Annotated in this window: 18 protein-coding genes and 1 tRNA gene; 9 read left to right on the forward strand and 10 right to left on the reverse strand. The window is 46.5% G+C overall.

Annotated features, from left to right (window positions below):
- Positions 1-340 precede the first annotated feature (340 nt).
- From RQM65_RS08310 to RQM65_RS08325, 4 genes are all read left to right on the forward strand, one after another.
- On the forward strand, positions 341-3589 hold the full coding sequence (locus tag RQM65_RS08310; protein ID WP_314014097.1) for a SusC/RagA family TonB-linked outer membrane protein: 3249 nt from the start codon (positions 341-343) through the stop codon (positions 3587-3589).
- A gap of 16 nt (positions 3590-3605) precedes the next feature.
- A complete protein-coding gene (locus tag RQM65_RS08315; protein ID WP_314014099.1) occupies positions 3606-5000 on the forward strand; it encodes a RagB/SusD family nutrient uptake outer membrane protein in 1395 nt (464 codons plus the stop codon).
- Between the two features lie 52 nt (positions 5001-5052).
- Entirely contained in the window at positions 5053-6312 is a 1260-nt protein-coding gene (locus tag RQM65_RS08320) for an MFS transporter (RefSeq protein WP_314014101.1), read from the forward strand.
- A 294-nt stretch (positions 6313-6606) separates the two neighbouring features.
- On the forward strand, positions 6607-7548 hold the full coding sequence (locus RQM65_RS08325) for an SMP-30/gluconolactonase/LRE family protein (RefSeq protein ID WP_314014102.1): 942 nt from the start codon (positions 6607-6609) through the stop codon (positions 7546-7548).
- A gap of 84 nt (positions 7549-7632) precedes the next feature.
- On the opposite strand, the gene RQM65_RS08330 is transcribed toward RQM65_RS08325, so the two are convergent.
- The 7 genes from RQM65_RS08330 to rseP all read right to left on the reverse strand — a co-directional run bounded on the left by RQM65_RS08330 (position 7633) and on the right by rseP (position 18646).
- Complete coding sequence (locus tag RQM65_RS08330; protein WP_314014103.1) at positions 7633-9105, reverse strand: type III PLP-dependent enzyme domain-containing protein; 1473 nt, start codon at positions 9103-9105, stop codon at positions 7633-7635.
- Positions 9105-12011, reverse strand: a complete 2907-nt coding sequence (gene sbnA / locus RQM65_RS08335; RefSeq protein WP_314014104.1) for a 2,3-diaminopropionate biosynthesis protein SbnA — start codon at positions 12009-12011, stop codon at positions 9105-9107. The genes RQM65_RS08330 and sbnA overlap by 1 nt, the downstream gene beginning before the upstream one ends.
- Before the next feature lie 157 nt (positions 12012-12168).
- Positions 12169-12810 carry an endonuclease/exonuclease/phosphatase family protein gene (locus tag RQM65_RS08340; protein WP_314014105.1) on the reverse strand — a complete coding sequence of 214 codons (642 nt, stop codon included), beginning with the start codon at positions 12808-12810 and terminating at the stop codon, positions 12169-12171.
- A gap of 675 nt (positions 12811-13485) precedes the next feature.
- The gene (locus tag RQM65_RS08345; protein ID WP_314014107.1) at positions 13486-14511 is read right to left on the reverse strand and encodes a phosphotriesterase family protein; all 1026 of its coding nucleotides are present in this window, start codon (positions 14509-14511) and stop codon (positions 13486-13488) included.
- A gap of 638 nt (positions 14512-15149) precedes the next feature.
- Positions 15150-16574 carry a Gfo/Idh/MocA family protein gene (locus RQM65_RS08350; RefSeq protein WP_314014109.1) on the reverse strand — a complete coding sequence of 475 codons (1425 nt, stop codon included), beginning with the start codon at positions 16572-16574 and terminating at the stop codon, positions 15150-15152.
- 440 nt (positions 16575-17014) lie between these two features.
- Positions 17015-17088, reverse strand: a tRNA-Asn gene (locus RQM65_RS08355).
- A gap of 199 nt (positions 17089-17287) precedes the next feature.
- On the reverse strand, positions 17288-18646 hold the full coding sequence (gene rseP, locus RQM65_RS08360) for an RIP metalloprotease RseP (protein WP_314014111.1): 1359 nt from the start codon (positions 18644-18646) through the stop codon (positions 17288-17290).
- 206 nt (positions 18647-18852) lie between these two features.
- On the opposite strand from rseP, the gene RQM65_RS08365 reads away from it, so the two are divergent.
- From RQM65_RS08365 to RQM65_RS08385, 5 genes are all read left to right on the forward strand, one after another.
- Entirely contained in the window at positions 18853-19539 is a 687-nt protein-coding gene (locus tag RQM65_RS08365) for an SCO family protein (RefSeq protein ID WP_314014112.1), read from the forward strand.
- Positions 19540-19756: 217 nt separating this feature from the next.
- Positions 19757-20002, forward strand: coding sequence for a FeoA family protein (locus RQM65_RS08370; protein ID WP_314016816.1), 246 nt, complete (start codon positions 19757-19759; stop codon positions 20000-20002).
- Positions 19999-22236 carry a ferrous iron transport protein B gene (gene feoB, locus RQM65_RS08375; protein ID WP_314014113.1) on the forward strand — a complete coding sequence of 746 codons (2238 nt, stop codon included), beginning with the start codon at positions 19999-20001 and terminating at the stop codon, positions 22234-22236. Before RQM65_RS08370 ends, feoB begins: the two co-directional genes overlap by 4 nt.
- A 74-nt stretch (positions 22237-22310) precedes the next feature.
- Positions 22311-22460 (forward strand): hypothetical protein, encoded by a 150-nt coding sequence (locus tag RQM65_RS08380; protein ID WP_314014115.1) that lies wholly within the window; start codon positions 22311-22313, stop codon positions 22458-22460.
- Between the two features lie 226 nt (positions 22461-22686).
- Positions 22687-24225 carry a carboxypeptidase-like regulatory domain-containing protein gene (locus RQM65_RS08385; RefSeq protein ID WP_314014117.1) on the forward strand — a complete coding sequence of 513 codons (1539 nt, stop codon included), beginning with the start codon at positions 22687-22689 and terminating at the stop codon, positions 24223-24225.
- Positions 24226-24449: 224 nt separating this feature from the next.
- On the opposite strand, the gene RQM65_RS08390 is transcribed toward RQM65_RS08385, so the two are convergent.
- The 3 genes from RQM65_RS08390 to RQM65_RS08400 all read right to left on the reverse strand — a co-directional run bounded on the left by RQM65_RS08390 (position 24450) and on the right by RQM65_RS08400 (position 26046).
- Positions 24450-24836: a DUF423 domain-containing protein gene (locus tag RQM65_RS08390; RefSeq protein WP_314014119.1), complete on the reverse strand. Its 387-nt coding sequence runs from the start codon at positions 24834-24836 to the stop codon at positions 24450-24452.
- A gap of 130 nt (positions 24837-24966) precedes the next feature.
- On the reverse strand, positions 24967-25335 hold the full coding sequence (locus RQM65_RS08395; protein WP_314014121.1) for a SnoaL-like domain-containing protein: 369 nt from the start codon (positions 25333-25335) through the stop codon (positions 24967-24969).
- 300 nt (positions 25336-25635) lie between these two features.
- A complete protein-coding gene (locus tag RQM65_RS08400) occupies positions 25636-26046 on the reverse strand; it encodes a DUF2141 domain-containing protein (RefSeq protein WP_314014123.1) in 411 nt (136 codons plus the stop codon).
- Positions 26047-26067 lie beyond the last annotated feature (21 nt).

A 26067-nucleotide genomic window follows, 5' to 3' on the forward strand; every position in this document is an offset into this window, starting at 1 on the left:
GACCGAGCCTAAGACCATGGGTTGAAGGCAAGGCTTATACGTGGAAATCGATAGCCCCTGTTTGTTTCGACAAGGAAACTCTACGCGGCGGCGGCAACGCAATTTTGAAAGGCAGCGAAATCCAAAAAGAGAAGACAAGAATGCTCCTTGAACGATGTTCGACCTATTGAATCACGAATCGGAATACAGCGATAACCCTCACCCATACTTTCCGCCCTTTGCATAAATTCGTACATTGCTTAACCCGACAGGAGTAAAAAGAACCTTACATTCGACCAAAAGCACTACGAAAACGAACCAAAAACAAAAAGGAACGCTAACGAACTAGACCCAGTCAATCATGAAAAAAGAAGAAAACAGTCATACCGGTGGGGCACGAAGGAAAAGTAAAACGCTATTGAGCTGGGTATTTTTGTTGTTTCTAGCCAGCTACGGCCACGCCACGACCTGGACTCCAAATGAGCAACAAGTACTATCCGGCACCGTAATGGGCGAGGACGGGATTCCTCTCCCTGGGGCAAGTATCGTTGCCAAAGGATCGACCGTGGGCACCACAACGGATTTCGACGGAAATTTCGAAATTTCACTGCCGGAAGGAAGCACGGCTATACAAGTTTCTTATATCGGCTACAAAACGAAGGAAATCGAAGTATCGGGACAAACCGCGGTATCCATAACCTTAGTGCCCGATGCAGCCGCTTTAGAAGAAGTCGTAGTGGTCGGCTACGGCACCTTGGCCAAAAAAAGAGTTACCGGGTCGGTGATTTCCATTACTCCCGAAACCATCGTAGAAGTGCCCTCCTTAAGTCCTGAAAGCGCTATCATAGGCCAGGTAGCCGGTGTACAAGTGCAAGAAACATCCGGAGAGCCGGGCGCAAGCCCCAATATTAGGGTTCGCGGTTCAGGTTCGATTTCCGCAGGGAACGATCCGCTGTTCGTAATCGATGGCATCCCCATTTCAAGAAACCTCACCTCGGTAGGTGTCAATGGTGGTGTAGCCCGAAGAAGGGCAGCCTTTCAACCGCCGCCCGTAAACCCGTTGGCCACCCTCAATCCGAACGATATCGAGTCCATTCAAGTCTTGAAAGACGCTTCCGCCGCTGCAATTTACGGTTCGAGGGGCGGAAACGGGGTGCTTTTGATTTCGACCAAGAAGGCATCCCCCACCGAAGAAGGCCGGTATTCCTTTGACACATATATCAGTTTGCAGGATGTCGCGAACAGAATCGACCTGATGAATGCTCCGGAACTCATCGATTACACTAGGGATGCCCGAAACAACAATTACCTTGCGTCGGTTCCCGGAGCATCCATAGAGGATCCTATTGGTGAAGATGACAGGGGGAATGCCAATTATGAGCTTCCCGAATCTTTTATTAATTGGGACGGCACCGATACCGATTGGCAAGATGTTATATTTAAAACAGGACTGGTGAACAATTACAATTTCTCGTACGCATCCCCTTTAAAAAACAACACCAGTTTTTTTACCTCCGTGGGATATTATAGGCAAACGGGAGTGGTCGATAAAGCCAAGTTCGAGCGATACAACATGATGCTGAACCTGAATTCACAATTGACCGAAAAACTGAATTTAGATTTTAGGGTTGCCCCTACGATTACGGAAAACCAAAGGGTACCGGCTTCCGCTCCCTATTTCGCACGGCCACCGGGGATTATTTATTCGGCACTGGTGCATTCCCCAACGGTAGCCCCGTACAATGCCGACGGAACGATCAATCAACGCAACAACCAATCTTACCTAGGGGGCGGAACGACAACCGCCAGCAACCCCTTGGCCATTATACAAGCCATAGATGACGAGCTTTTCCAGTTTCAGACCCGAGCGTCGTTGGGACTCTCTTATGAGATTTTACCGGAACTTACGTTCAAGACTTTTGCCGGCACCTACCTCAACCTTTATAATCAGGACTTTTACAGGGGCAATACGCTGCTGTATAGAGATGCCTCGGACGGGGAGTCGTATGCTCAGGGCACTTCATCCACCGAAGTCAACTGGTTGTGGGAGAACACCCTAAACTGGGAAAAGGAATACGGCGACCACTTTATAAATGCCGTTTTAGGATATACCGCACAGAAAGACAATATTGTTGTAAAGCAAGTACTCGCCGACAATTTTCCGGATGATTTAGTGACGACCATCAGCGGGGGCCAGGTATTTGCCGGGACTTCGGCAAAGGAACAATGGACATTGGCATCCTCTTTATTTAGGCTGAACTACGCATTCAAGGACAAATACCTGTTTACGGGAACCTTTCGTTCCGATCGTTCGTCGCGGTTCGGGGCGAATAACCAAACAGGATATTTCCCTTCTTTTTCAATAGGATGGCGTTTGAACGAAGAAGCGTTTTTTCAACCCGTCGAGGCGATTTCAGAATTGAAGCTTCGACTGAGCTGGGGCGAAACAGGAAACTTTGAAATTCCCAATTACGGGGCAATCGGCCTACTCTCGCCCAACAATTACAATCTCGCAGGGAACGAGGTCAACGGACTGATTCAAAGTACGATTTCCAACCCCGAACTGACTTGGGAAAAATCCCAACAAACCAACGTAGGACTCGAATTCGGTATGTTCAACAACAGGGTCTTTCTGTTGGCGGATTATTACGCCACCAAAACATCAGACCTATTATTGAACGTGAGCATCTCTTCCGTTTCGGGCTTTCAGACCACCCTGCAGAATTTGGGCGAGGTGGAGAACAGGGGATTTGAATTGGCCTTGCGTACCAAGAATTTCGTAGGTGATTTTTCATGGGATACGGACATTAATTTTTCCTTAAATAAAAATGAGGTGCTCTCGCTGAACGAAAACAACGAGCCTATATTTTCGGCAGGTAGCGCCGGCGTAAGACATGTAACCAGAGTCGGTGACCCGATCGGAAGTTATTACGGTTATGTTGTCGATGGAATCTATCAAACGGAAGCTGAAATTTCCAGCGCCCCTACCGACACCCAAGCCCCAGACCCCGGCGTAGGTGATTTCCGGTTTAAGGATGTTGATGGCGATGGGCAAATCACTCCTGATGACAGAACGGTTACCGGCAGTTATTTTCCCGATTTCACCTGGGGCATCAACAACCGGTTGAGCTATAAGAACTTCGATTTCAGCTTTTTAATTCAAGGGGTTGAAGGCAATGAGATTCTAAACCTTACCTCGCGTCACTTAAAGAACGGGGAGGCGAATTTCAATTCATACGCCGTGTTCAACGATAGATGGCGTTCAGCTTCGAGCCCTGGCAATGGCGAAATTCCCCGAGCAGATAGGGCATCCGGTAATCATGGGAACAACAATAGACCTTCTTCCTTTCAAGTCGAAGACGGCTCTTTTATCCGCCTTAGAAATGTGACATTTGGATATTCCGTACCTACTAAAAGCATCTTGGGCGATACCGGCATAGATAGACTGCGATTTTATATTACGGGAACTAACCTTTTAACGATTACCGATTATTTAGGATACAATCCGGAAGTAAGCAACATTTCTACCAACAGCTTGACCCCGGGAGAAGACTATGGTGCCTATCCATTGACAAAATCGTTTACCATGGGCCTAAACCTAACTTTTTAATTTAAAAATGCAGAAGATGAAGAAAGTAATCATAGTACTCTTAATGCTAGGGGTGACATCGGCATGCAGCGAGGACTTTACCGAACTGTCCCCCGTCTCCAACAGAAATGAGGCCGATTTCTATAACAGTCCCGATGATTTTATCGCGGCCTTGAATGCAAGCTATTCAGGACTACAAGACCTCGGCGTATTCGGAAGGGCGTATTGGGCCTTGTTCGAAATGCGTTCCGACAACACTGATCAAGGGCCTGACGCGACCGGGCTGGCCAGACAATACACAGAAATCAACCAATTTACAGAAGATGCCCTGAACGAACAAGTTGACAATGCTTGGAGCGGATCGTACAAAGTAATTGCCAATTGCAATGTCATACTTGATAGAATAGAAAGCGTAACCGATATAGAGACAGGCCTTAAGAACAGAATTGAGGGCGAGGCCATTTTTCTTCGCTCCTTGATGTATTATCACCTGGCCATTGCCTTTGGCAACATTCCATTACAATTAACCCCGTTTAGTCCGGGAGATGGACTGACCCAAGTCGATGCTACTGTGGTCTATGAACAACTGGTATCCGATCTGACCGCTGCAGAAAGCAATCTACCCGTTTCTTACCCCGAGGGAGATACAGGCAGGGCGACTAAAGGTGCAGCGGCGGCGCTTTTGGCAAAAGTACAGTTGACCTTGGGAAATACCTCAGCGGCCGAAACGACCTTACGCCGAATTGTGGATAATTACAACTACAGCTTAGTGCCAGACTATGCCGAGCTATGGGGCCCGGATAACGAAAACAATGAAGAGTCGATTTTCGAAGTACAGTATATAAGCGGGGGTATCGGCCAAGGAAGCGCGTTGACGAACGAATTTTCCCCAAGCAGTGATTTGCAGACCGGACAGGGGTTTGGCAGAAACAGACCGACCGAGGCCATGGAAAATGCGTACGAACCCGGAGATCTGCGGTTCGAACCTTCCATGGGCACCACGTGGATCAACAACGAGGGCGAGGTAATCGAACAGAACTATGTAAGAAAGTACGAGAGCAACCCCCCTACCGAAAATGATTCCGATAACAACTTTATTGTACTTAGATATGCGGACGTTCTTTTAATGCTTGCAGAAGCTATCGGGGAGTCCCCGGAGAGCTATGATTTAATCAATCAGGTCAGGGCACGGGCCGGATTAGTGGATATAGATACGTCCACCCCAGGTTCTTTTGAAGAGAAATTGCTACAGGAAAGACAGGTAGAACTTGCCTTTGAAAACCATCGTTGGCCCGATCTCAGAAGATTCGGGGCTACCGTCGAAAAAGTAACGGCGGCCGAACCGGAGGTCACCGATGCGGGAGACATTAGGGAATTGTTTTTTATACCACAACGGGAAATGGATATAAACCCCAGTTTCGTTCAGAATTAAGAGACAAGAAAGTACCGGTACATTTACGATTAAACCATCCAACTGACCACCCATGGAGAATAACAAATCCACCCCCAAGCGATATTACCACATCATAGCCCTGGTAATGCTGGTGTTTTTTGTGATATCGTTTATCACGAACATCCTGAACTCGATTATTGTTGATGTCAAGGATAGTTTTGATCTCAGCCTCACATTGACGGGCCTCTTACCCTTCACTTTTTTTATTGCCTACGGAATTATGTCGATACCGGCAGGGTTTCTTTCCGAGAAATATAGCGAACGGGCATTACTATCGATATCGTTCCTGGTCATGGCGGTTGCCTCAGTCACTTTTGCGCTCTTCCCTGGGTATGGAATGTTCAGCATTACCCTGTTCACTTTAGGCTGCTGTATGGCCGTTTTGCAGGTTATCATCAACCCGATGCTTCGGGTAGCCGGTGGCGAAGAGCACTTTGCGTTCAACTCGGTTCTTGCGCAGTTAGTTTTTGGGGGGGCATCTTTCCTAAGCCCGTATCTCTACAAATATTTGGTGAACAGAGAGACTTCTTCGGAAGGATCTCTTTCCGAAACATTACGTGGGTTGGTACCGGAGAACCTCCCTTGGGCATCCCTCTATTTCGTGTTTGCAATGATAGCTTTTGTCTTATTTTTCTATGTCTTTCTGACCAAGTATCCCAAATTCGAAAAAACCGAAGAGGAAAAAGCCGGCGATCGTAGTTCATATCGTGACCTTTTGAGGAACAAATGGACCATTCTATACTTTTTAGGGATTTTTTGCTACGTAGGTACCGAGCAGGGTGTCGGGAATTGGATTTCTCAATTCCTGTACCAGTACCACGGCCTGCAACCGCAGACCGTGGGGGCGGATACGGTCTCGTATTTTTGGGCCATGTTGACCGTAGGCTGCCTTCTAGGTTTGCTGCTATTGAAATTCATGGACAGCCGTAAGCTATTGATCCTGGCAACCTCCATCACTATTCTAAGCCTTATACTGGCCCTGACCGGTTCGGCACAGATGGCCTTGATCGGATTTCCCATGGTGGGGTTCTTTATCTCGGTAATGTATTCCATTATTTTTTCATTGGCGCTCAATTCGGTAAAGGAACACCACGGCTCATTGTCCGGAATTTTGTGTACAGGCATCGCAGGAGGAGCGGTGATTCCCTTCATCGTTGGCGGCCTGGGCGAAATGATGACCTTAAGATCAGGGATGTTCTTTTTATTGGTGCCCTTGGCCTTTATCCTAAGCATAGGCTTCTGGGCCAAACCTTTGGTAAACAATAAAACGATAAGCTTGAAAAAGGACTGAACGGTCATATTAAAAATGCCATTTGGTTCGTTCGGCTATGCTACAATGACCCGATAACAACCTAGGTCCGTTTACGTTAGGACTGCCCGCTTGCGCTGGCATTAAAAGAAATTACCTTGAGCATTGGGCGGCCCGTTCAACTTTTACAAAAAAGATGATTCCAAAGACTGTATTGGATGGAAAAAGAAAATAGCGAATAGAACCTAGAAGGATGTAAATTCATAAATCGGATTCATTGTATTATCTTAGGTTCTCTTAAGAAAACAAGATCTCATCTTTTAAAGATACATCCTCATGAAAAATTCCTTGTCCTTCGTAACTTATGATCATATGAGCTCTTTAATGACCAAAGTGCTATTTCTGCTAATGTTAATCCCAGTCGTAGCGGTACACGCCCAGATTCAATTTCCGGTGAACGTGGGCGAAAAACCCGAAAGCATCACCAAAGGATTCAACGGCAATTACTTTGTTACCGTAATGAACGGTAATGAAGAAGGTGACGGGGAGGTGGTCGAAATCTCGGAGAACGGGGTACGGGTTTTTGCCACCGGCTTTGACGAACCTAAAGGAATTGCCTTTTTAAACGGACATCTATATTTCTCGGATGTGACCCGCATCTGGAAAGTAGATAAGAACGGTAATGCTAGCCTATTTGTGAAAAAAGAAAACTTTCCGGAAAAGGTTCTATATCTGAACGACGTATCATCGGATGCCGATGACAATGGGATTTATGTGGCGGATATGGGGGACACCCAGTACATGCGGGACGAAAACGGCAACTTGTGGCCTTTAGGTAGTGAACAGGCCCAACAGATACCCCAAGTCGGTCGCATTTACCATATTGACCTGGACGGCACCGTTACTATTGCACAGGATGCTTCCCCGCTGATGACCAATCCGAACGGCGTGGGGGTTGATAACGACGGCCATATTATGGTCGGGGCTTTTTTTCAAGGTAATTTTTTGGTGACCCGCAATGGCCAACTGACTCCTTTAAAGGGCAGATTCAGAGGTGCGGACGCCGTGGAGCAAGACGGCACAGGCGATTATTATGTCAGCAGCTGGATTCAGGGCAAGGTATGGAAGATAGATGGCAAGACCGAAGAAGCTACCGTGCTCATCGACGACCTAAAATCTGCCGCGGATTTTTACTTGGAGGAGGAAAAAGACCGTCTGCTTCTCCCCGATATGATGGAAGGGATGATTTATGCCGTGGATATAAAAAAGTCAAATTAGTACGATTCGGTATTTTATTTAAGTCGCTCCATCCGTCCAAAATAGATCAGTTACAGTGGGCTTGGGACTCAAAATTTTATGGGCTTAGTTCGCTGCGAATCCTCCTATCTGGTTGTCATCAATGAAATTTTCGACTGAAATCGGACTGTAATCATCCGTAAGAATCAGGTTCCGTGCCAGGTCGAACCCATGGGCCTGGGTCTCAAAGAAATGCATCATATAGCCCGCTGTGTTTACGAAAACGACCTTATCGTCGATTTCGGGCAATTTGGGCAGGGTTATTTTTCGTTTTAGAAGCACATCCCTTTCTAGACAATAGGCACCGGTAAAGTAAACCTCGATTTCATCGTCCTCGCCGGGTGGCGTTTCGAAGATTAGATAGGGATCTAATAGAAAATCGGCGCTTGAGCTCATCATTTGGCTCATGTTCATTTCCAAACCCACTAGCCATTGCCCGTTGACATCTTTTTTTCTATGGATTACCCTCGCAATTGTTATCCCCGTTTGGTCAAGCAAAGACCGCCCAGGCTCAATGCGTATTTCGATACCTTCGTTGCGAAGTTGTTCTGCGATAGATTGTATACTATCGTCCCCGTAATTCAGTATTTTCTTCAGGAACTCCCTTCCGTTGGTTTCGTTATAGTAAGGATAGGTGGCGAGTTTTCCCGAGACATTGCCGTCAGTGAGTTCGTAACCAAGTCCGTTGTTTCCAAAAGTAATTGGCTCTGATTCCCCTTTAACACTTTGTCTTAATCGGGCATCGAAATTTTGCCATTCCGTTTTATGGGCGAGATAATTGATCAAGATACCGCCCCCGATGTCGATAAAGCGAAGGGGATAGCCCTTAGCCCTCAATTTTTTGACGATGGATATACAATCCAATAGCGCTACGCTCCGTTGAAGAACGGAATAACCGTCAAGATGAAAGTGAAGGCCTACCGTCCGTAAATTTTCGAAGGGTTTGCCCTCACCGACCGTAGATTCAATATAGGAGGCTACCTGTTCGACATCAAAACCGAAGCGGCTGTAGCGTTTTTTCCCTTCGACCGTAAAACCGCTTACCCGGAAACCCACGAGGGCTTCCCGACCCATCGCGGAGGCGAGGTGGCTTACCAGTTGACATTCGTCCGTGTTATCCAATATTATGGGTACACCGTTTTCTATGGCCAATCTGATCTGCGGCTCGGTCTTTATGGCAGCGGTCAAGACCAAATCTTTTCCCGTCGCTCCCATGGCGATGGATTGAGAGAGTTCTCGTTCGCTGGCCGTATCGACCCCGATGCCGGACCTTAGGGCCTGGGCAACAAAAGCTTTGCACTTATTAGCTTTCCGGGCATAGAAAATTTGGGAGGTCAATCCCAGATTTTTGAACAGCTCCCCGAAATCGGAGATATTATTGGCAAAACTGTCCCGATGTATGATATTGATGGGAGATCCATACTTTGCAAGAAGACCGTCGATCAAATCCGGATCGTTCATGATGCTTCTCATCCAGTCGGAAATAATTGGGGTCAGGCCGTTTTCCCTGTTACCTTTTACAAAATGTATCTTTTTCATTAATGGCTCTTTTCCGCTATTTTAAAATGATTCTTGATTGCGTCTGTTGTTTCTTTGGCCCAACCGGAAGCAAAATCGTTCCGCCGTCGCGATAGCGTATCGTTGTCGTAAACGATACCCTCGGTGGGCGTGCCGTACACCGTGATGTTCTGCGTGGGGCTTCCGTCCTTACCGATAGGATGACCGTTTTTATCCAAAGCCAAACAGCCCGGTAGATAGGTGTCAGTGCCGCTTTTGTTTTGAAAGGGACGTATAAGCCCCTGCTTCGACAAATTTCGATACAGTACCGTACTCTTGGAATTCAGGGACGTTTTTGGAATTCTGGCATCGATCAAGTAATCGATTGAAACACGTTTGTCCCCGTCCGGACCTTTGCCAAGCAGTTCGAAACCCTTTCCATCTTTTCGAATATTCAGCTCTGGCGATTTTCCGAAGGAAAAATCAATGATTCCGGCCTTGATCAACGCCAACACCTTCTTCATATTTTGCAATGGAGGCCCATAGCATAATCGGTTGAACAGACCGGCGTACCCAAAATCGAAAATTTCGTGCGAATGTGGGTCCAAGCCACCGAAACTATATATGGAATTGAAAAGGGGACTTATATCGTGCCATGCGCTTATGGCCGCTAACAAGGGGCTTTTTTCTGCCCTGCTTACTTCGTGGACCAGTTTGTTCAGATAACCCTGTACCGTGCGATGGCCATATTCCTCAAGCGGGTCGAAGGGGTTACATAGCCCTTTAAAAGTAAATCGGTGGGCATGGGGATGGGCGCTATGGAACCTATCGATCTGGGCTTGGACCCGATTGTAATCAGGATCAAAATTTAAGTTGCGGCGGTAATTGCGAAATGCCGTCCGATAGTATCGAAATGTGAATTCCCGTACGATTTCGGGCAACAGGTCTTCCCTGAAATTAAATTTTCCACTTTCCGGATTTTTCAGGATTTTCAATTTCTCAGGGGTAAAATACCGTAAATCTTCTGTATCGGGCATCCGTCCGGTCCTAGGTATCATAGGCAGTCCCGATCTGGAAAAGGGAAAGATGGTCTTAGGTTCCTTTCCCGATGCAATATAGGACAGGTCATCATCTTCACATCGAAAGGTACCGCCCCTGCCCTCTGTCATGGCCAAAGCCACATCGATAAAAGTAAGTCCGATTCCCTTACAACCCACCTGGGCCGAAGAGGGAATTTCGCCCAGCTTTTCATCAACCGGATATACAAAATCAATGGAATTTTTGTTGTTATCCTTTTTATACCCAGAGCTGGACTTGCCGTTTGCAAATCTCAAATTCCCATCTTTGGCGCCGTACCTATTACCTGGGGTACGGTTGCCTTGCCCCGAGTCCGATCGGTTTCCCGCATGCCCCGTGGTCAGTAGCACATTTTGAAAGGTAGGGTGCAGTACAGCCATACCATTTTTATCCTTTAAGCGTAATTGGTAGCCGGGACCGGTCGGAAGAAGTTCCGTAACCTCTCCGACATGTCGTATTATGCTGATATAATCGGGAGCAGCTTTCACCAAAGCATCAAAACCTTGCGACAGGTATGCACCTACCGTTGCCCGGGACGAGAATTGCATTCCCAGGTCACTGTCGTAATTACTGGTTTTTTCTGCCAGCCAGTGCCGAAAATCCTTTAGGTCGGGTACAATGTATGCTGGTGCTTTATCGGGCCGAATATCTATTTTGGCATTGGCAAAATTCATTATTAGGTAGGGAGGCTGGTCGGGCCTATAGATATCCCCGGCCCCGAAATATTCGTTCTTGTTGAACAAATGAATTTCCACCGGTTCCGAAATGCCGGTTTCGGAAATCTGGGCCAGCAATCGCTCCAGTCCGTATAGCCCCTTTGGCCCGAGGCCGACGATGGCGATATGGAACGCGGATTTCCCATCCGCTTTCCATCCACCTATCGGGCTTAGGCTGTCCCGTACTTTCGGGATGTTTTTCAAAAGCCACTCCTGGCTATAGATCGTATCCAGATAACGGTCGCCCCTATCGCTCATCAAGAAAACGCTGCGCGCACCATCCGGAATCCGTTCTTGGTACTTCTTAAAGGCCGATAGTATGGCTCCAGAGGAGCCTCCACACAAAATACTTTCCGATTTCAGTAATTCCCAACACCCGGTAACGCAATCCAGATCACTAACCTTGATATGGTCATGTATAAAGGATGCATTCATAAATTGGCTGTCGACCCCCGCCCCATGGCCCGGAATCATCCGTTTTCCCGGTTTGCCTCCGAACAGTTTGCTGCCCAGGGCATCTACGGCGATTACTTTAGTGGAATATCCGTGGCTGGAAACGAAATTGGCGCATCCCATCAGGGTGCCGCAGGTACTGGTAGCAACGAATAAATAATCGAGCTTACCCTCGAGGGCCCCAAAGATTTCTTCCATGGTCGTGTGATGGGTCAACGGATTGTTCCAGTTGCCGTATTGATTGCTCCAATAAGCGTTTTCGGTTTCTATCAACAGTTCCTTTACTCGTGCCAGACGCGCGGCCAAAAATCCACCGGTTTCAAAAGGCTCCGACACGCGTTCTATCTTGGCCCCGTAGGCCCGAAGTAATTGGGCCGTATGTTCGTTCAATTTTGGGTCGACTACTACAATCAGTTTCAATCCGAAATAAAGACAGGCCTGTGCCAGGCCGATGGCCATATTCCCCGAGCTGGATTCGACTACCGTATGGCCCCGTTTCAGTTCTCCCGAATCAAGGGCTTTTTTCAGGATATTAAAAGAAGTTCTGTCCTTTACGCTGCCGCTGGGGTTAAAACCCTCAAGCTTGGCAAAAACCTCCAAATTTCGTTCGGTAGAAATCCGATGAAGTCGCACTAATGGCGTTTTCCCAATGGTTTGGAGTATGGAATCGGAGACCGATTCTTTACGTTTCAGTATATCCATAAAATATTTAAAAATGGAAGCTCGGGAAGCCTCTACCCTAGCTCCACAAAATAATACTATTCAACCCAAATCAAATGTCTTGAAAAAGTAAAATAATTGCTGCATTGCAACCCACAATCCCCGTATTAGGTATTTAGAGACTGTTTAGAAATGACCCTTATAACACCAATTCGACGTACATGGGGAAATGGTCGGATCCTATTTTGGGCAAACGTTCCAATTTATTCAAACGGAATTCTTCCGTTACGAAGATATGATCCAATGGCCACCTCATCAGAAAATTATAGGCGTCATAGCTGCTATAGATACCCCGCCCGACCCTAACATCAAAAAGAATATTGTTTGTTCCCGTCAATTCGTCCACATACGACCAAACTACATCGTTAAGGTCTCCGGCAACCAGGGTCGGGTATTTTCTATCTGTTATTTGCTGACCTAATTTTTCTAGGGCATTTTCTTGCTGACCGGCATTGTCGGGCAAGTCTTCAAAGCGGGTAGGCGGTACTGGATGAATCGAATGGAAATTGAACTGCTTACCGCTAGCGAGGGTAATCGTAGTCTCAAATGAAGGCACTTTTTTATTGTTCAAATAGTCCACTTCTACCTCTTTTAACGGATACTTACTATATAGAACCATCCCATAGGTAACTTCATTAATGGTCTCTTGGGCATAGGTATATTCGCTCTCCAAAATTTCCAGTTCTTCCTCCCACCATGAATCCACTTCCATGGCCAAAATCAAATCGGGTTTTTTTGAATCGATTAACTGTAGTAAGGGCTGAACTTTTCTGTTGGACATTTTCACATTAGCCAGCAACAGGCTAAATTGAACATCGGAAGTTTTTCCATTTTTCGCTGCAGGCACTTCTACTGAAACGAGTCTTGTGTAATTGACCAAGTAAGAGCCATTAATGACCAATCCGGTCAGCAACACTATAATTATAAAAAATTCATACCATTTCCACCGTTTATAAATTAAGACTAGTAGTGCTATTAGGGATATTGCTGAAGCAATGAGTAACTGAATACGTGGAAAATCCAGCATCTTCAAATAGCGAATTTCCGCATTTCTAAATATAGAGAGGATGGAACATAGGAACAAAATCACTGCCATCGCATAAAATATTTTTTGCAGGATTTTTCTTGTTTTTTCCATCCTTTGTTAAAATTGTTTCGGTTTTAAAATTTAGACTTTTTTTAAATCAAATACAAGGGGTAGCGGCAATCCCTATAGGCTGCAATCAATGTGCGTTCAAAGCGATCCAGCACCCACTGTCTATGTTGCGCGGAATCCAAAGTTCCTATTTTTGTGTGAATGCAGCCTTACGGAGTGAAGGGAAGTGCCGGGGATGGGAAGGTGGGCAATGTAATCCCATAAGGTGCGTCATCTCCCATTTCTTAGTAAAGCCCTGATGCAGTTATTAAAGAAACAATCCATTCTATTTCAGGGCATTGAATTGCCTTTCAAAAAAGGTTATTCCTTTCTAATCTGAATGGCATATGCCCTTCTCGGATTTCGCCTAAGCACTAAATCGATGTCCTTTTGTGTAAAGCCGTTTTGTTCGAGTTGCGGGATCAGCTTTGTAAATAGGTCGGTGTACCCCCTATAGTTTCCGCCGTTCTCTTCTCCTACGGTGTACCATCCGGCGTCATGGGAAATCAAGATATGGTCTAATATTTCAAGGGCCTTCATCTTCAAGAGCGTTTCGACGAACCAGGTAATATTTCCAGCACTATCGGGTTCAGTGGGAGTGCCTCCGTTGATATTATCCAGTGATATCCACGCTCCCTGATCGGCCGCTTGAATGTAACCGGACATGGTCCCGTTCTGGGCGTGTGTCCATACGAATGCGCTAGGGGACACCCCCAATTCTTTTAGTACCTTGATCTGTGCCATGGCGGGCGAATCACCTCCCGTATGGGAAACAATGGTCATGCCGGTCTCCAAATGTGTAAGCCCCGCGGCCATTATCAGTTTTCTATGTGTTTCGGAAAGATTTCTCTCGTTTTCCACGGATATCTTTATGAAGCCCGGTCGGATACCGGAACCGTCTATCCCGTGCTCGAACTCCTTTATCCAATGTGACGCCATTTCTACGGCAGATGCGTTCATGGTCTCTTTGGGAATGTATTTATTGTTTCCCGAGCCATAATAACCCGTATTGGTGAGTATCTGGATGCCGGACCGGTCCGCCAGTTTCTTTAGAACATAAGGGTCGCGGCCGAGATATATTGGGGTACAATCTAAAAAGGTGGTAACGCCATATTCCTTGACTTCCTCCAAATAGGGCAGCGCACGCCCTACAATTTCGTTTCTGTCCCAACGGTGTTGCCCCGTGCTGTCCGCTCCGATCCAATTTACCATGACATGTTCATGGATAAGCGCCAGGCCCATCTCCTCGGGTTGGATCGGTCCGTTTACGGTAATAATCTGTGCCGTAGCATCGGACGGCACGATTGCAAACAGAATGATCAATACATATTCAAAAAGGTTTTTCATCTCTGCTATCAAATCGGATAAGATTAGTAATGTACGGTTAAGAAATGAATTCCAAGCAATTTAATGATGACCAAACTAATAGGAAAATATGAATTAACTACATTTGGCCCTGACCTTGTTCGGATTGGCCTTTTCCGTTAGGTCCCAAAATCCAGACGTCGAAAAATCCATATTTAGAGTACAGACAGGAGTTTTGGGAGTGTGGCTTCATAATAAAAGTAAATTGCGCGGTCAGGTCACATTACGGAACGACCTACTCTTACGGATTGGCTATAGATTTTAAACCGAAAAAGATCTTTTCGCAACGACCTTAACGCTTTAAACGCGACATCGGTAATTCGGCCAGTATATTCAAAAGTTCAAATAAACGATTGATTGCATATTGAAAAAGAATAATTCGTAGCCGTTTTTACTTATTGGCAGTAACGTTTTTAAACTCGAAAATTTTGTTTTGGACAGTATCAGGAAATGTTTTGAACAGTTGATCGATATCGAAAGCGAAGATTGGTCACTATTCTCCTCTAAACTGGAAAAATCCGAACATCCGAAGAAGGATACTTGTTGGAAGTGGGCCAAACGGAGAAAAGATTATCGTTCATAGAAAGGGACTCAGTCAGGCTTTTTGTTCCTGTTCCTATTTACATAATCTTAGAAATATCCCATTCTTCGGTGGATGGCTCCTTAACAATCGATTCTGCTTCCGGAAGTCCATTGACTTTCATATTTTTGACATCCCACTGTATCCGAGCACCATTCAGGCGAAGAGACATTACCCCCAGCAGGGTTAGTTCGGTAAGCCGACTTCCATAATCAAGATTGGCACTGGATTGCCCACCGTTTTTGATGGCATCTACCCAGTCGCGATGATGACCTTCCGATCGCGGAATCCGCTCTACGGGAGGTTTATAGGATTGTCTCAAGGTTTCGGGGTATATCTGAGGAAAACGATCACCGCCATCGGTGATAATAACCCCTTTATCGCCGACGTACATGGCGCTCCTCCCCCCGAATTTATAATCCGGTGGTAAATGGGGATTCCAATCCGGTTTTAAACCTCCGGAATACCAGTGTAATTTGAGTGCAACTTGGCCCTTCCTTTCAGGAAAATGATAAGTGCCGGCCTCTCCATAAGGAGTAATTTCACTATTACTTTGTCCGGCAGGGTAAATCTGAACCTCGGACGGGCTCGATAGATCGAAGGCCCAAAATGGTGCATCCATATCATGACATCCAAAGTCTCCCAATGCACCGCAACCATATATCCAAAAATCCCGCCAGGTGACAGGCGAAAAAAGATCGTTATAGGGCCGAAATGGTGACGGTCCCAACCATTCCTTCCAATCAAAATCATAAGGAAGTGGACTGGTATTTTGAGGAAGACCTGTAATGCCCGGGGTCCAACGACCTGCAGGAACCCACGCATGTATTTCACGTACTGTTCCGATAGCACCATCCTGCAGATATTCTACCAATGAACGCATGCCGTCCCGACTATGTCCCACGTTGCCCATCTGAGTGGCGAGTCCCGTTTCCTGTACTACCTTACGTACCATTCTTGTTTCCCATATATTGTGGGCCATGGGTTTTTCGCAAAAAACATGCAGTCCTGCTTTAAGAGCAGCGATGGTGATGAAGGCATGGGTATGGTCTGGGGTAGCGCAAAGAATGGCATCGATATCTTTTTCCCTATCCATCATTTCACTGAATCGTTTGTATTGACGAACCAATTTGTTCCCACCTTTTTTCCTATAATGACTTTCGATCATTTCACTGACCGGTTCCCGACCGGCAATGGACTTGTAATAGAATTGATTCAAATCCCAGTAACGACCCGGGTCTGTGACCGAGGTAATCTGTACGTCGTCCAACTGAAGTAAATTACGGACATTACTCTGCCCTTGACCCCCTGCTCCGACAATGCCGATGTTTACTTTGTCACTGGGTGCGGTATATCCTTTACCTCCAAGGACATACCTGGGAAGTATCACAAAACCTCCTACTGCGGCTGTTGTGTTTCGGATAAATTGTCGTCGGCCGGCAGAAGGCGTACTTGGATTCTTCATTATGCTGAGATTTTAATTTGAAATTCAAGGTACGGATTTATTTTGGAAACGTGGATATTTGACGTTTAACACATTGGGGCAGGATTAGCTCGGGGGAAATCGTGTTTCGGGCCGGGTATAAATGCAACTATTTTGATTTCTATGGTATCTTTGTCTGTAGCCTTCCCTGCCTTGGCAAAATCCGATAAGGGATTATGCGAGAGACCGTCTCACATATTTGTCCCGTAAAGCGAAAAGCCATCGACTATGTAGATAGATCCATTTGAAAAAATGAATAGGAGAAATCTAAGGAAGATGCAACCAATCACCCGGACAATTGCGATATTTCCAGTAAATTTTTCGATAGATAATGGGAAAGTTACCAACAGTCGGCTCTAAAAAAAGCACGCTGCCAAATTGAAAAAGGCAGTTACAAATTTTGTAACTGCCTTTTAATCAAGCTCCTCCAGCTGGACTCGAACCAGCGACACCCTGATTAACAGTCAGGTGCTCTAACCAACTGAGCTATGGAGGAATATATTTTTGTTCTCCGGCCTTTCGATGGCAGCATCAATTTTAAGAATCGATGCGCCCCTAACGTGGCCTAAGAGGGTGCAAATATAACCGTTTTTTTAATTGTCCCAAATAATTTTTGACTACTATTTACCGGTCGACCACAACTATTTCCTGGCCTTTCACGACCTTCTCCGATACCGGCAGGCCGTAACCCACTACTATTTTCCTGTCAGCCATCGATACAGATCATTCCCGTTAGCGAAGAGGACCAAGGCCAACAATAAAAAGAAACCGATCATTTGGGCGTATTCCAAAAATCTATCGCTCGGGGTTCTTCCAGTAATCATTTCATATAGCAAAAACATGACGTGTCCGCCGTCCAGCGCGGGAATGGGCAAGAGGTTCAAGACGGCCAGCATGATGGACAGAAAGGCTGTAGTGGCCCAGAATACCTGCCAGTTCCAGGCATCGGGGAAAAGACCGCCAATGGCCGCGAAACCACCAACACCCTTGTAGGCGCCCGTATCGGGATTGAATATTTTCTTGAGCTGCTTTAAATAGCCCGTCAACGTGCTCACCCCCTTGTTGACGCCAGCGGGAATGGATTCCAAAAAGGTATAGTTCACGGTTTCCACCCGAAGCAATCCCTTGTTCTCCATCTCCTCGAAGGTCAATCCGCCGATCCGGACCCCGATTTGGGCGGAATCATTAATCATCACCGGAATTTCTTTTCTGACCCCCTCGTCGCGCAGCACGTCAAGGATAATTTGTTCGCCGCGATGTCGGTCTAAAATCTCCTTGGCCTGATCGAAATAGGTAATGCTTTGACCAGCAATCGCCACGACCTCGTCTTTCGGTTGCAGGCCCGAGTCCTTGTTCTGGGAATCAGGGGCGACCTCTCCGATCACGAAAGGAGTTCTATAAAAAATGAAACGGGCCTTATCCGTGTCTTCGATGAGCGTCTCGATGAAATCCACCGGGATTTGTTGCTCGATAATCTGGCCATCCCGTTCAATCGTAATGGTGTTCCCATTAATGATTTCCATTAGGATATCGTTGAACTTTTTGACCTTTTCCCCGTCCACCGCCAAAATTTTGTCCCCGGTCTGTATCCCGATTTCGTCCCCGATACTTTTTTCGGTAACCGCGACCCCATCCTTCAGGCTATCCGCCGGTATATATTTATCCCCATAGGCATAGGCCAATCCGACATAAATGATAAAAGCCAAAATAAAATTGACCGTGACGCCCCCGATCATGATGATCAATCGCTGCCAGGCCGGTTTGCTGCGAAACTCCCATGACTTGGGCTCCTCCTTCATCGCATCGGTGTCCATACTCTCATCGATCATGCCGGCAATCTTGACGTAACCGCCCAAGGGCAGCCATCCGATACCATAGACAGTTTCCCCGATTTTCTTTTTGAACAGGGAGAATTTGACATCGAAGAAGAGATAGAACTTCTCGACCCGGGTCTTGAACAGTTTGGCGGGGATAAAATGTCCGAGCTCATGGAGCACGATCAATAGGGAAAGACTCAAAAAAAACTGTATCGTCTTTATCAGAATAGGACTCATCGAATAGGTTATCTTGGTTGAAACCGGAAACCGCACGAACTCATATCATTGCATTTTTCCGATTCAGCGCACAAAAGTACGCTTTTAACAGCGTTTGGAAAAAGAAACCGCATTGCCGTCCCAAGTTTTTAAGAAATTTTTGGCAGCGCCATGCGTGCTGCCACTTGAAAGCGACCCTCCACTACCTTATCTTTGCCAAAAACCCTATGCGTTCTTTTTTTGCCAAATACCGGCTGTTCTTCATTTTTTTCTTCTGTCTTTGCGCGGTCATCGTTTATCTTTTCTACAACGCCTTACAGCCCCAAGAAAGGCTGACCGTGTACCAACCTTCCATGGTCAATCCCGAGTTGGTCGATAGTACCATGCAATACAAAAGAAAATACCACACCGTTGCCGACTTTTCCCTAACGAACCAGAACGGGGAGACGGTGACCCAAGAGGATTACAGGGATAAGATCTACGTCGCCGATTTCTTCTTCACCACCTGCCCGACCATCTGTCCCATCATGACCATGAACATGGTAGATATCCAGGAACGTGTGAAAAATGACCCCGATGTGCTGCTATTATCTCATTCTGTAACTCCCAAAATCGATTCCGTCGCCCAGCTTAAGAAGTATGCTTTGGAAAAAGGGGTCGACGACAGCAAATGGAACCTGGTCACGGGAGACAAAAAACAGATTTATGAGCTGGCCCGGAAATCGTATCTGGCGGTCAAGGAGGATGGCGATGGCGGCCCCTTCGATATGATCCACACCGAAAATTTTATTTTGGTGGACAAACAGCGCCGTATTCGCGGGTTCTACGATGGTACAAAGCGAGAGGATGTCAATGAGTTGATGAAGGATCTCGAAATATTGAAAGCGTCATACCGGAAAGGGGAAGAGCATTAGCGGTTTTTTAAAGGCCGATAGATACCTTGATGCCCGCCCGTATTGATTGCTCACGACACTTCCAAACAGTACGCGAGTTGAACCTAGCCCCCGCAAATCCCCACGTTTCAATGGTCTCCCCGTATTTTTCTTTTTCCCTTAAACATTACGCCGGTCCGGAATTTTTCCTTTAAATTTGTCCTTCCTTATAATCAATCTAAATAAAGATTGCGAAACGATTTCCATGACGGTAGCACAGCTGAAAAGAGGACAAAAGGGTATTATCAGGGAATTTGCCGAAATCAACCTGCCCATAAAACTACTTGAACTGGGCTGCCTACCCGGCAATATGGTCGAACTCGTACAGATTGCACCCTTTAACGACCCTATCTACGTCAATGTCAACGGATGTCATATCGCGATCCGTAGGGAAACCGCCCGGCTTATCGAGCTCGATATCTTCGATGACCTCAGCGCGCTATGAGCAAGCAGATCAACGTAGCCCTTATTGGTAACCCGAATACCGGAAAAACTTCCGTGTTTAACGCATTGACGGGCCTTAAACAAAAGGTCGGTAATTATCCGGGTATTACCGTTGAAAAAAAGGAGGGCATCTGCAAACTGCCCCGAGGCGTAAAGGCCCATATTCTGGATCTTCCGGGCACCTACAGTTTGAATACGACTTCGTTGGACGAAAGTGTTGCCGTAGAACTCTTGCTGAACAAAAACGATAAAGACCATCCCGATGTGGCCGTGGTCATCTCGGATGTCGAGAACCTGAAACGCAATCTCCTACTATTTACCCAGGTGAAAGACCTTAACATTCCCGCCATTCTAGTCATTAACATGGCCGACCGGATGTCCCGGAAGGGTATCTCGCTTGACGTGCCCCTGCTCGAGGAGAAACTCGACACCAAAATCGCGTTGGTCAGTACGCGAAAGGGCACTGGCATCGAAAGACTAAGGGAACTGATTGGGGATTACAGGTCGCTCTCCGCGGAAAAGAACGTGGATATTGCCCCCATCGCACCGGAATATTTTAGAAACCTAAAGCAAACTTTTCCCAAGCAGGACATTTACAAACTGTGGTTGGTCATTACCCAAGACGTTAATTTTATGCCGATCGAGAAAAAGCTGATCGAAGAGCGTCCGCCGGTAGGCATCAAATCCAAATCGGAGCTAAAGCGCCTCCAACAGAAAGAAACTATTCTCCGGTACCAGTTTATCAACGGCATTCTAAAAGAGACCTACAAGGTCGACCCTGCCGCGGCAAAAGGACTTAGGGCATCTATTGACAAGATACTGATGCACAGGATTTTCGGCTATCTTATATTTTTAATGATCTTGCTGCTCATTTTCCAGGCCATCTATTCGTGGAGCGAATATCCGATGGATATGATCGATGTATTCTTCGCCTCGGCCAGTCAATGGGTAAAAACCAACTTCCCCGGGGGCGTATTTACCGACCTTATTGCCGAAGGCATCCTGGCCGGTATCGGAGGCGTCGTCATTTTTATCCCCCAAATCGCCTTTTTATTCCTCTTTATATCGCTGTTGGAAGAAACCGGGTATATGAGCCGGGTAGTCTTCTTGATGGACCGGTTGATGCGGCCGTTCGGACTCAGTGGTAAAAGTGTAGTGCCCTTGATGTCGGGCACTGCCTGTGCCATTCCCGCCATTATGGCGACCCGTACCATAGAAAATTGGAAGGAACGTTTGATCACCATCCTAGTCATTCCGTTTACGACCTGTTCGGCCCGCTTGCCGATATACCTAATTATCATCGCCCTGGTCATCCCCGAAGGTAGCTTGCTCGGGCTCAGCTACAAGGCGCTGACCCTCTTATCGCTCTACCTGATCGGATTTGCGGCCTCGGTGCTCTCCGCGATGCTGTTGGACAAAATCATGAACCTAAAGGGACGCTCTTTCTTTGTGGTCGAAATGCCGAACTACAAGTTTCCCCTGCTCAAGAACGTAGCTTACACCGTATGGGAAAAGACCAAGAGCTTCGTGCTGGGTGCCGGAAAGATTATCTTGGCCATCTCGATCATTCTATGGTTTCTGGGCTCGAACGGCTATTCGGACGAGTTTCGGAATGCGGACAAAATTGTTGCCGAGCGGGTTCAAGAGGATGGATTTTCGGAATTCAACACAGCGAACATAGCCAACGAGCTCTCCGATTATCGTAGCGCCTTGCGAGACAGCCTAAAAAGCAATACGTATGCCATCAAACCAGCCGCTATCGAAGATTCCGTTCGCTCGAAAGAGGATGCATTACAGCAGCAGGCTCTAGGTCAGGAAATATCAAGCTATAAACTCGAAAACTCGTACATCGGTTATATGGGGAAGGCCATAGAACCCGTCGTACAGCCCTTGGGGTATGATTGGAAGATCGGTATCGCCGTGCTGACCTCCTTCGCCGCACGTGAGGTGTTCGTAGGCACCTTGGCCACCATCTACAGCGTTGGTAGCGATGTGGAAGAGACCATCCAAAACCGGATGGCGGCCGAAACGAATCCTAAGACCGGGGAGCCGTTGTTCAATCTGGCCTCGGGTATTTCCCTATTATTGTTCTACGCCTTTGCCATGCAATGTATGAGCACCCTAGCCATTGTCAAACGAGAAACCAACAGCTGGAAATGGCCTATGTATCAATTGGTTTTTATGAGCGCTTTTGCTTATATTGTTGCTTTGGTGGCATATCAGATGTTGAAATGAGATGTTAGACCGCTGCGCTGCTAAAGTCATGAAAAAGAAGAAAGAGCAGAGAACAAAGAGAATAGACTAAAAAAATGGATATACTTCAGCACATCTTGGTTTACGTGGTCTTGGCGCTTGCCGTGGGGTACTTGGTCAAGAAGTTTTTACTTCCGAGGTCGTTGTTCGCTTCCGCGAAAAAAGGCAGCAATGCCTGTGGGGAAGATGATTGTGGATGTCATTGAACGTTGTTTCAGAATTCTTCCCTAAATGTTGCGGCCCATTGCCAAGATTTTAACGGATATCTGCGTTACAAACTTGAGGTAGGTGCCTAGAAAACTTTCGCGAAGTTGTATCTCCCTACACTGCCTTCTCCGTTAAAAAATCAATAATTCCGTATTAACGAAAACAAAAAGAGAGTGGTTTGTCCGGTTGGTATTGCTTTTTTTGGAAACCCAATACGATTATACCATGCCCCATTACTTTAAACTACTCATATCTTTCATTTTCGTTACCACTACGCTACAGTCCCAAAGCCTTAGTTCGGTCATCATCGACTCTACCACCCGTCGACCGGTTCCCTACGTTACGGTTCAGCTGAACAACAGAGGCATGATTACCAATGAAGAGGGTAGGTTCACATTTTCCTATGATGACGATAGTAGTAAAAACGATACCCTTTTCATTTCAAGCATCGGTTATGAATCAATTGCCCGACCGATCAGTAAATTTACCGACAGTATCATTGTTTTGCGCCCCAAGACCATCGAACTGAAAGAGGTTATTGTATCCAACAAGAACTACACCCCTGGTGAAATTATCGAAAAGGTAGAAGAGCGTATCGAGAAAAACTACTATACCGATTTCACCAAAAAGCGGGTGTTTCTACGGGAGACCTACCAAAGCGAAATCCTAAAGACGGACTACACCCTCCGAAAATCGACCATCCCTGCCTTCAACGAAAATTTTTTGGACAGTGTCATCAGTACCTTTCCCAAGAAGAACACCTATTACACCGAAATGCTGGGCGACCTCTATGGCAACGCCGATGCCGACAATCAAAAACTGGACCTCATCAAGGCCTCGGAAATGTACGACAAGGATAAGAGCCTTGATGTGGAAATACTGGAGGAAAAGTTTAACCAAATCGTAAAGGCTAACGTTAAGTCCGATTCTTACTTTAAGATTAAGTCCGGCTGGTTTTTCGGTACGAAGATCGACAATGACGCATTGGGCGACCTTTTAAAGGAAGATATCGACTCGACCGACACGGCCGCCCTGAACAAAAGATCGCAAGATGAAAGGAAGCAGAAGGAAGAGCGCCGCAAGTTCTTCTCAAAGTACAAGCGGGAGACTTTGGGCAACCTGTTCGAGAACCTTCCCATTTTTAAGGATTCGGACTACAATGTACTCTTCAAACCCCGGCGATACGACCTCAGCCTTGAAAATTTTACCTATCTCGGAGACCAAGCCGTCTATGTTATCACTTTCGTCCCCGACGGATCCCCGGAATTCAAGGGGAAACTCTTTATCAATGCCGATGATTTTGCCCTGATCCGAATGGATTTTGAAAACACCGAACCGCTGCGGGATTTTAAATTATTGGGAGTTTCGATCAAGGAGTATCTGGCCAAGGGTAGCGTACTGTTCGCGAAGGGCAACGACAAGAAATACCATCTACGGTACTACGATGTCATCAAGGGAATCCGGGCAGGGGTCAAAAGGCCTTTGAAGATTATCGAAAAGAACAAGCACGTAAAGGGCCGGAGAAAACAGAACGAACTATCCTTGAAAGTAGATGCCGCATTCGGCAACTTGAACCATTACGAACTGGTCGTCTTCGGCGAAGAACCCATCAATGAAGCCCAGTTCGAACATTTTGAGGAGAGCAACAAGGTGCTACCCACTTATATGCCCCAGTACGATCCCGAATTTTGGAAAGGCCACAACATCATCGAGCCCAACCGTGCCATCAAGGAATTCACTTCGGAAGCGGAGCTGCCGAAATAATCTTGGTGTTGCTACGTATTTTGTGGAAATCCCAAGGCCTCATCGTTTATTAAAAAGAATAACTGATGGAAAAAGGACGGAAAGCGCAAGGAGGAAAGATGAGTACTTTTCTCCCATAAATGTACTTTTCGGGCTCGGTGCGAACCGGAAGGAATCTTTGGGAGCTGCGTCTAGGCGGAAAACAAAATCGCTTGTAACATGTTTTTCGTGCAGTCCAGCTAGAGTCAAAAATACTGTCCGGCAAACTGGTACAGCAACAATCCCCATCCCATGACCAAAAGTAGTCCGCCCAACGGCGTGATGGGGCCGAGGAATTTCCATTTCTTTCCTTTACGGCCGCTTAGGGTCAGGCCATAGATGCTGAACGAGAATAAAAAAGTACCGGCCAGAAAGCAATACACCATCCACTCCTGCGAAGGGGTGTTCAAATTGAAATTAAAGCCAAGCATGACCAGTACGATGGCATGGTACATCTGGTATCGAACTCCGGTCTCGAAGCCTTTCAGCTGTTCTTCGGTAAAGGATTTTTTAAGGGCATGGGCGCCAAAAGCCCCAAATACCACGGCCAAAAGACCGTAAAGAGCGCCAAACACATGGGCAATAAGAACCATATTCGTACTAATTATAGAGTGCGAGCGTAGCGAGGCAATCTGTTCAACGGTCCGAAAAGGCTAAACCAATTGCCACTTCCCTCGTCTTTAACGCCATCATTCACATTTGAGACAATTTCCCTGAAGTCTGTCACTCATCTTCATCATAAAAGAACTGTTCCTTCACAATTTTACCGTCCTGAACCTCGTAGACGGCGATTTCCTGCATCTCTGAACGCTGCCCCGAGGGTTTGTGGGTGGTATCCATCGTGATAGTACATGCAAAGCGGTTGTCTGCAATGATCGGTTCGGAGACATGACTACTGTGCACCTCGAAATTTTCTTGCCACCACTCTCCCTTCTTCTTGATGGCCTCGAAGCCTTCAGAGTAGGCGCCTTCGCCCTTCCCGTCGTTTTCGATGCTGACGACTTTCGGACTGTAGAGTTCTTCATATGGCTTCTGAAAATCCCCTTGATTGCACCAGTCCACCAGTTTTCTGGCAATTTCCTTGGTTTCCATTGTACGTGTGTTTTTAGGGCAATTCAAATAGATACATTCAAGTTGCCTTCTACTGATTAGGGGTATAAAGTACGACACATCCCTTTGTTAAACAACATCATACGAAAAATTATTACCAGAAGTACAGGATGGCACCGCTTTGCTCCAAGAGAAATCGACACGGTCTAATTTCAAACCCCGGTAAGGGAACACGAGTGAAAAATTCGTTCAATCCAAGTTCCGCCACTAGAGGAGGTGGTTTTTAAGTCAAACTTAACCAAGCGTACCGGGACTTTAGGGGCATGGACCTGTTTGGACTATCTATTTAATGGGAACGGATATGGTCTGATCGGAGGTTAGCTCAAAAGTGCATTCCTCGAAACTTGGGGGGCCGAAGGTTTTCATCTTCCCTTTCGAAAATCCAAGTGGTTCCTTAGGGATGCCTAACATATTCTTATCCAACTTGTCATTATCGTTCTCGTCGTGAAAAACGGCCAAGGCATATCTGCCTTCGGGTAAATCCCTGATTACGACCTCGGTGGTTCCCTTCTGACTGGGGGCGCTGTCCGCTTTGAATACCTGATCGAATTGTAGAAATCCTTCGGCATTGTCATAAACGGCTACACTGATTTTTCCATCGTTCGAAGTAACGTTCTTGACATTGACCGTAAGATGGAACTGTGACATGGCAAATAGGGGAAATAGTAAAAGTACTGATTTTATTACGAACATATTTTTAGGGTTACACTCTTT

Origin of the sequence: Pricia mediterranea, from assembly GCF_032248455.1 — a bacterium.
In the GTDB taxonomy this organism is placed as follows: Bacteria; Bacteroidota; Bacteroidia; order Flavobacteriales; family Flavobacteriaceae; genus Pricia; species Pricia mediterranea.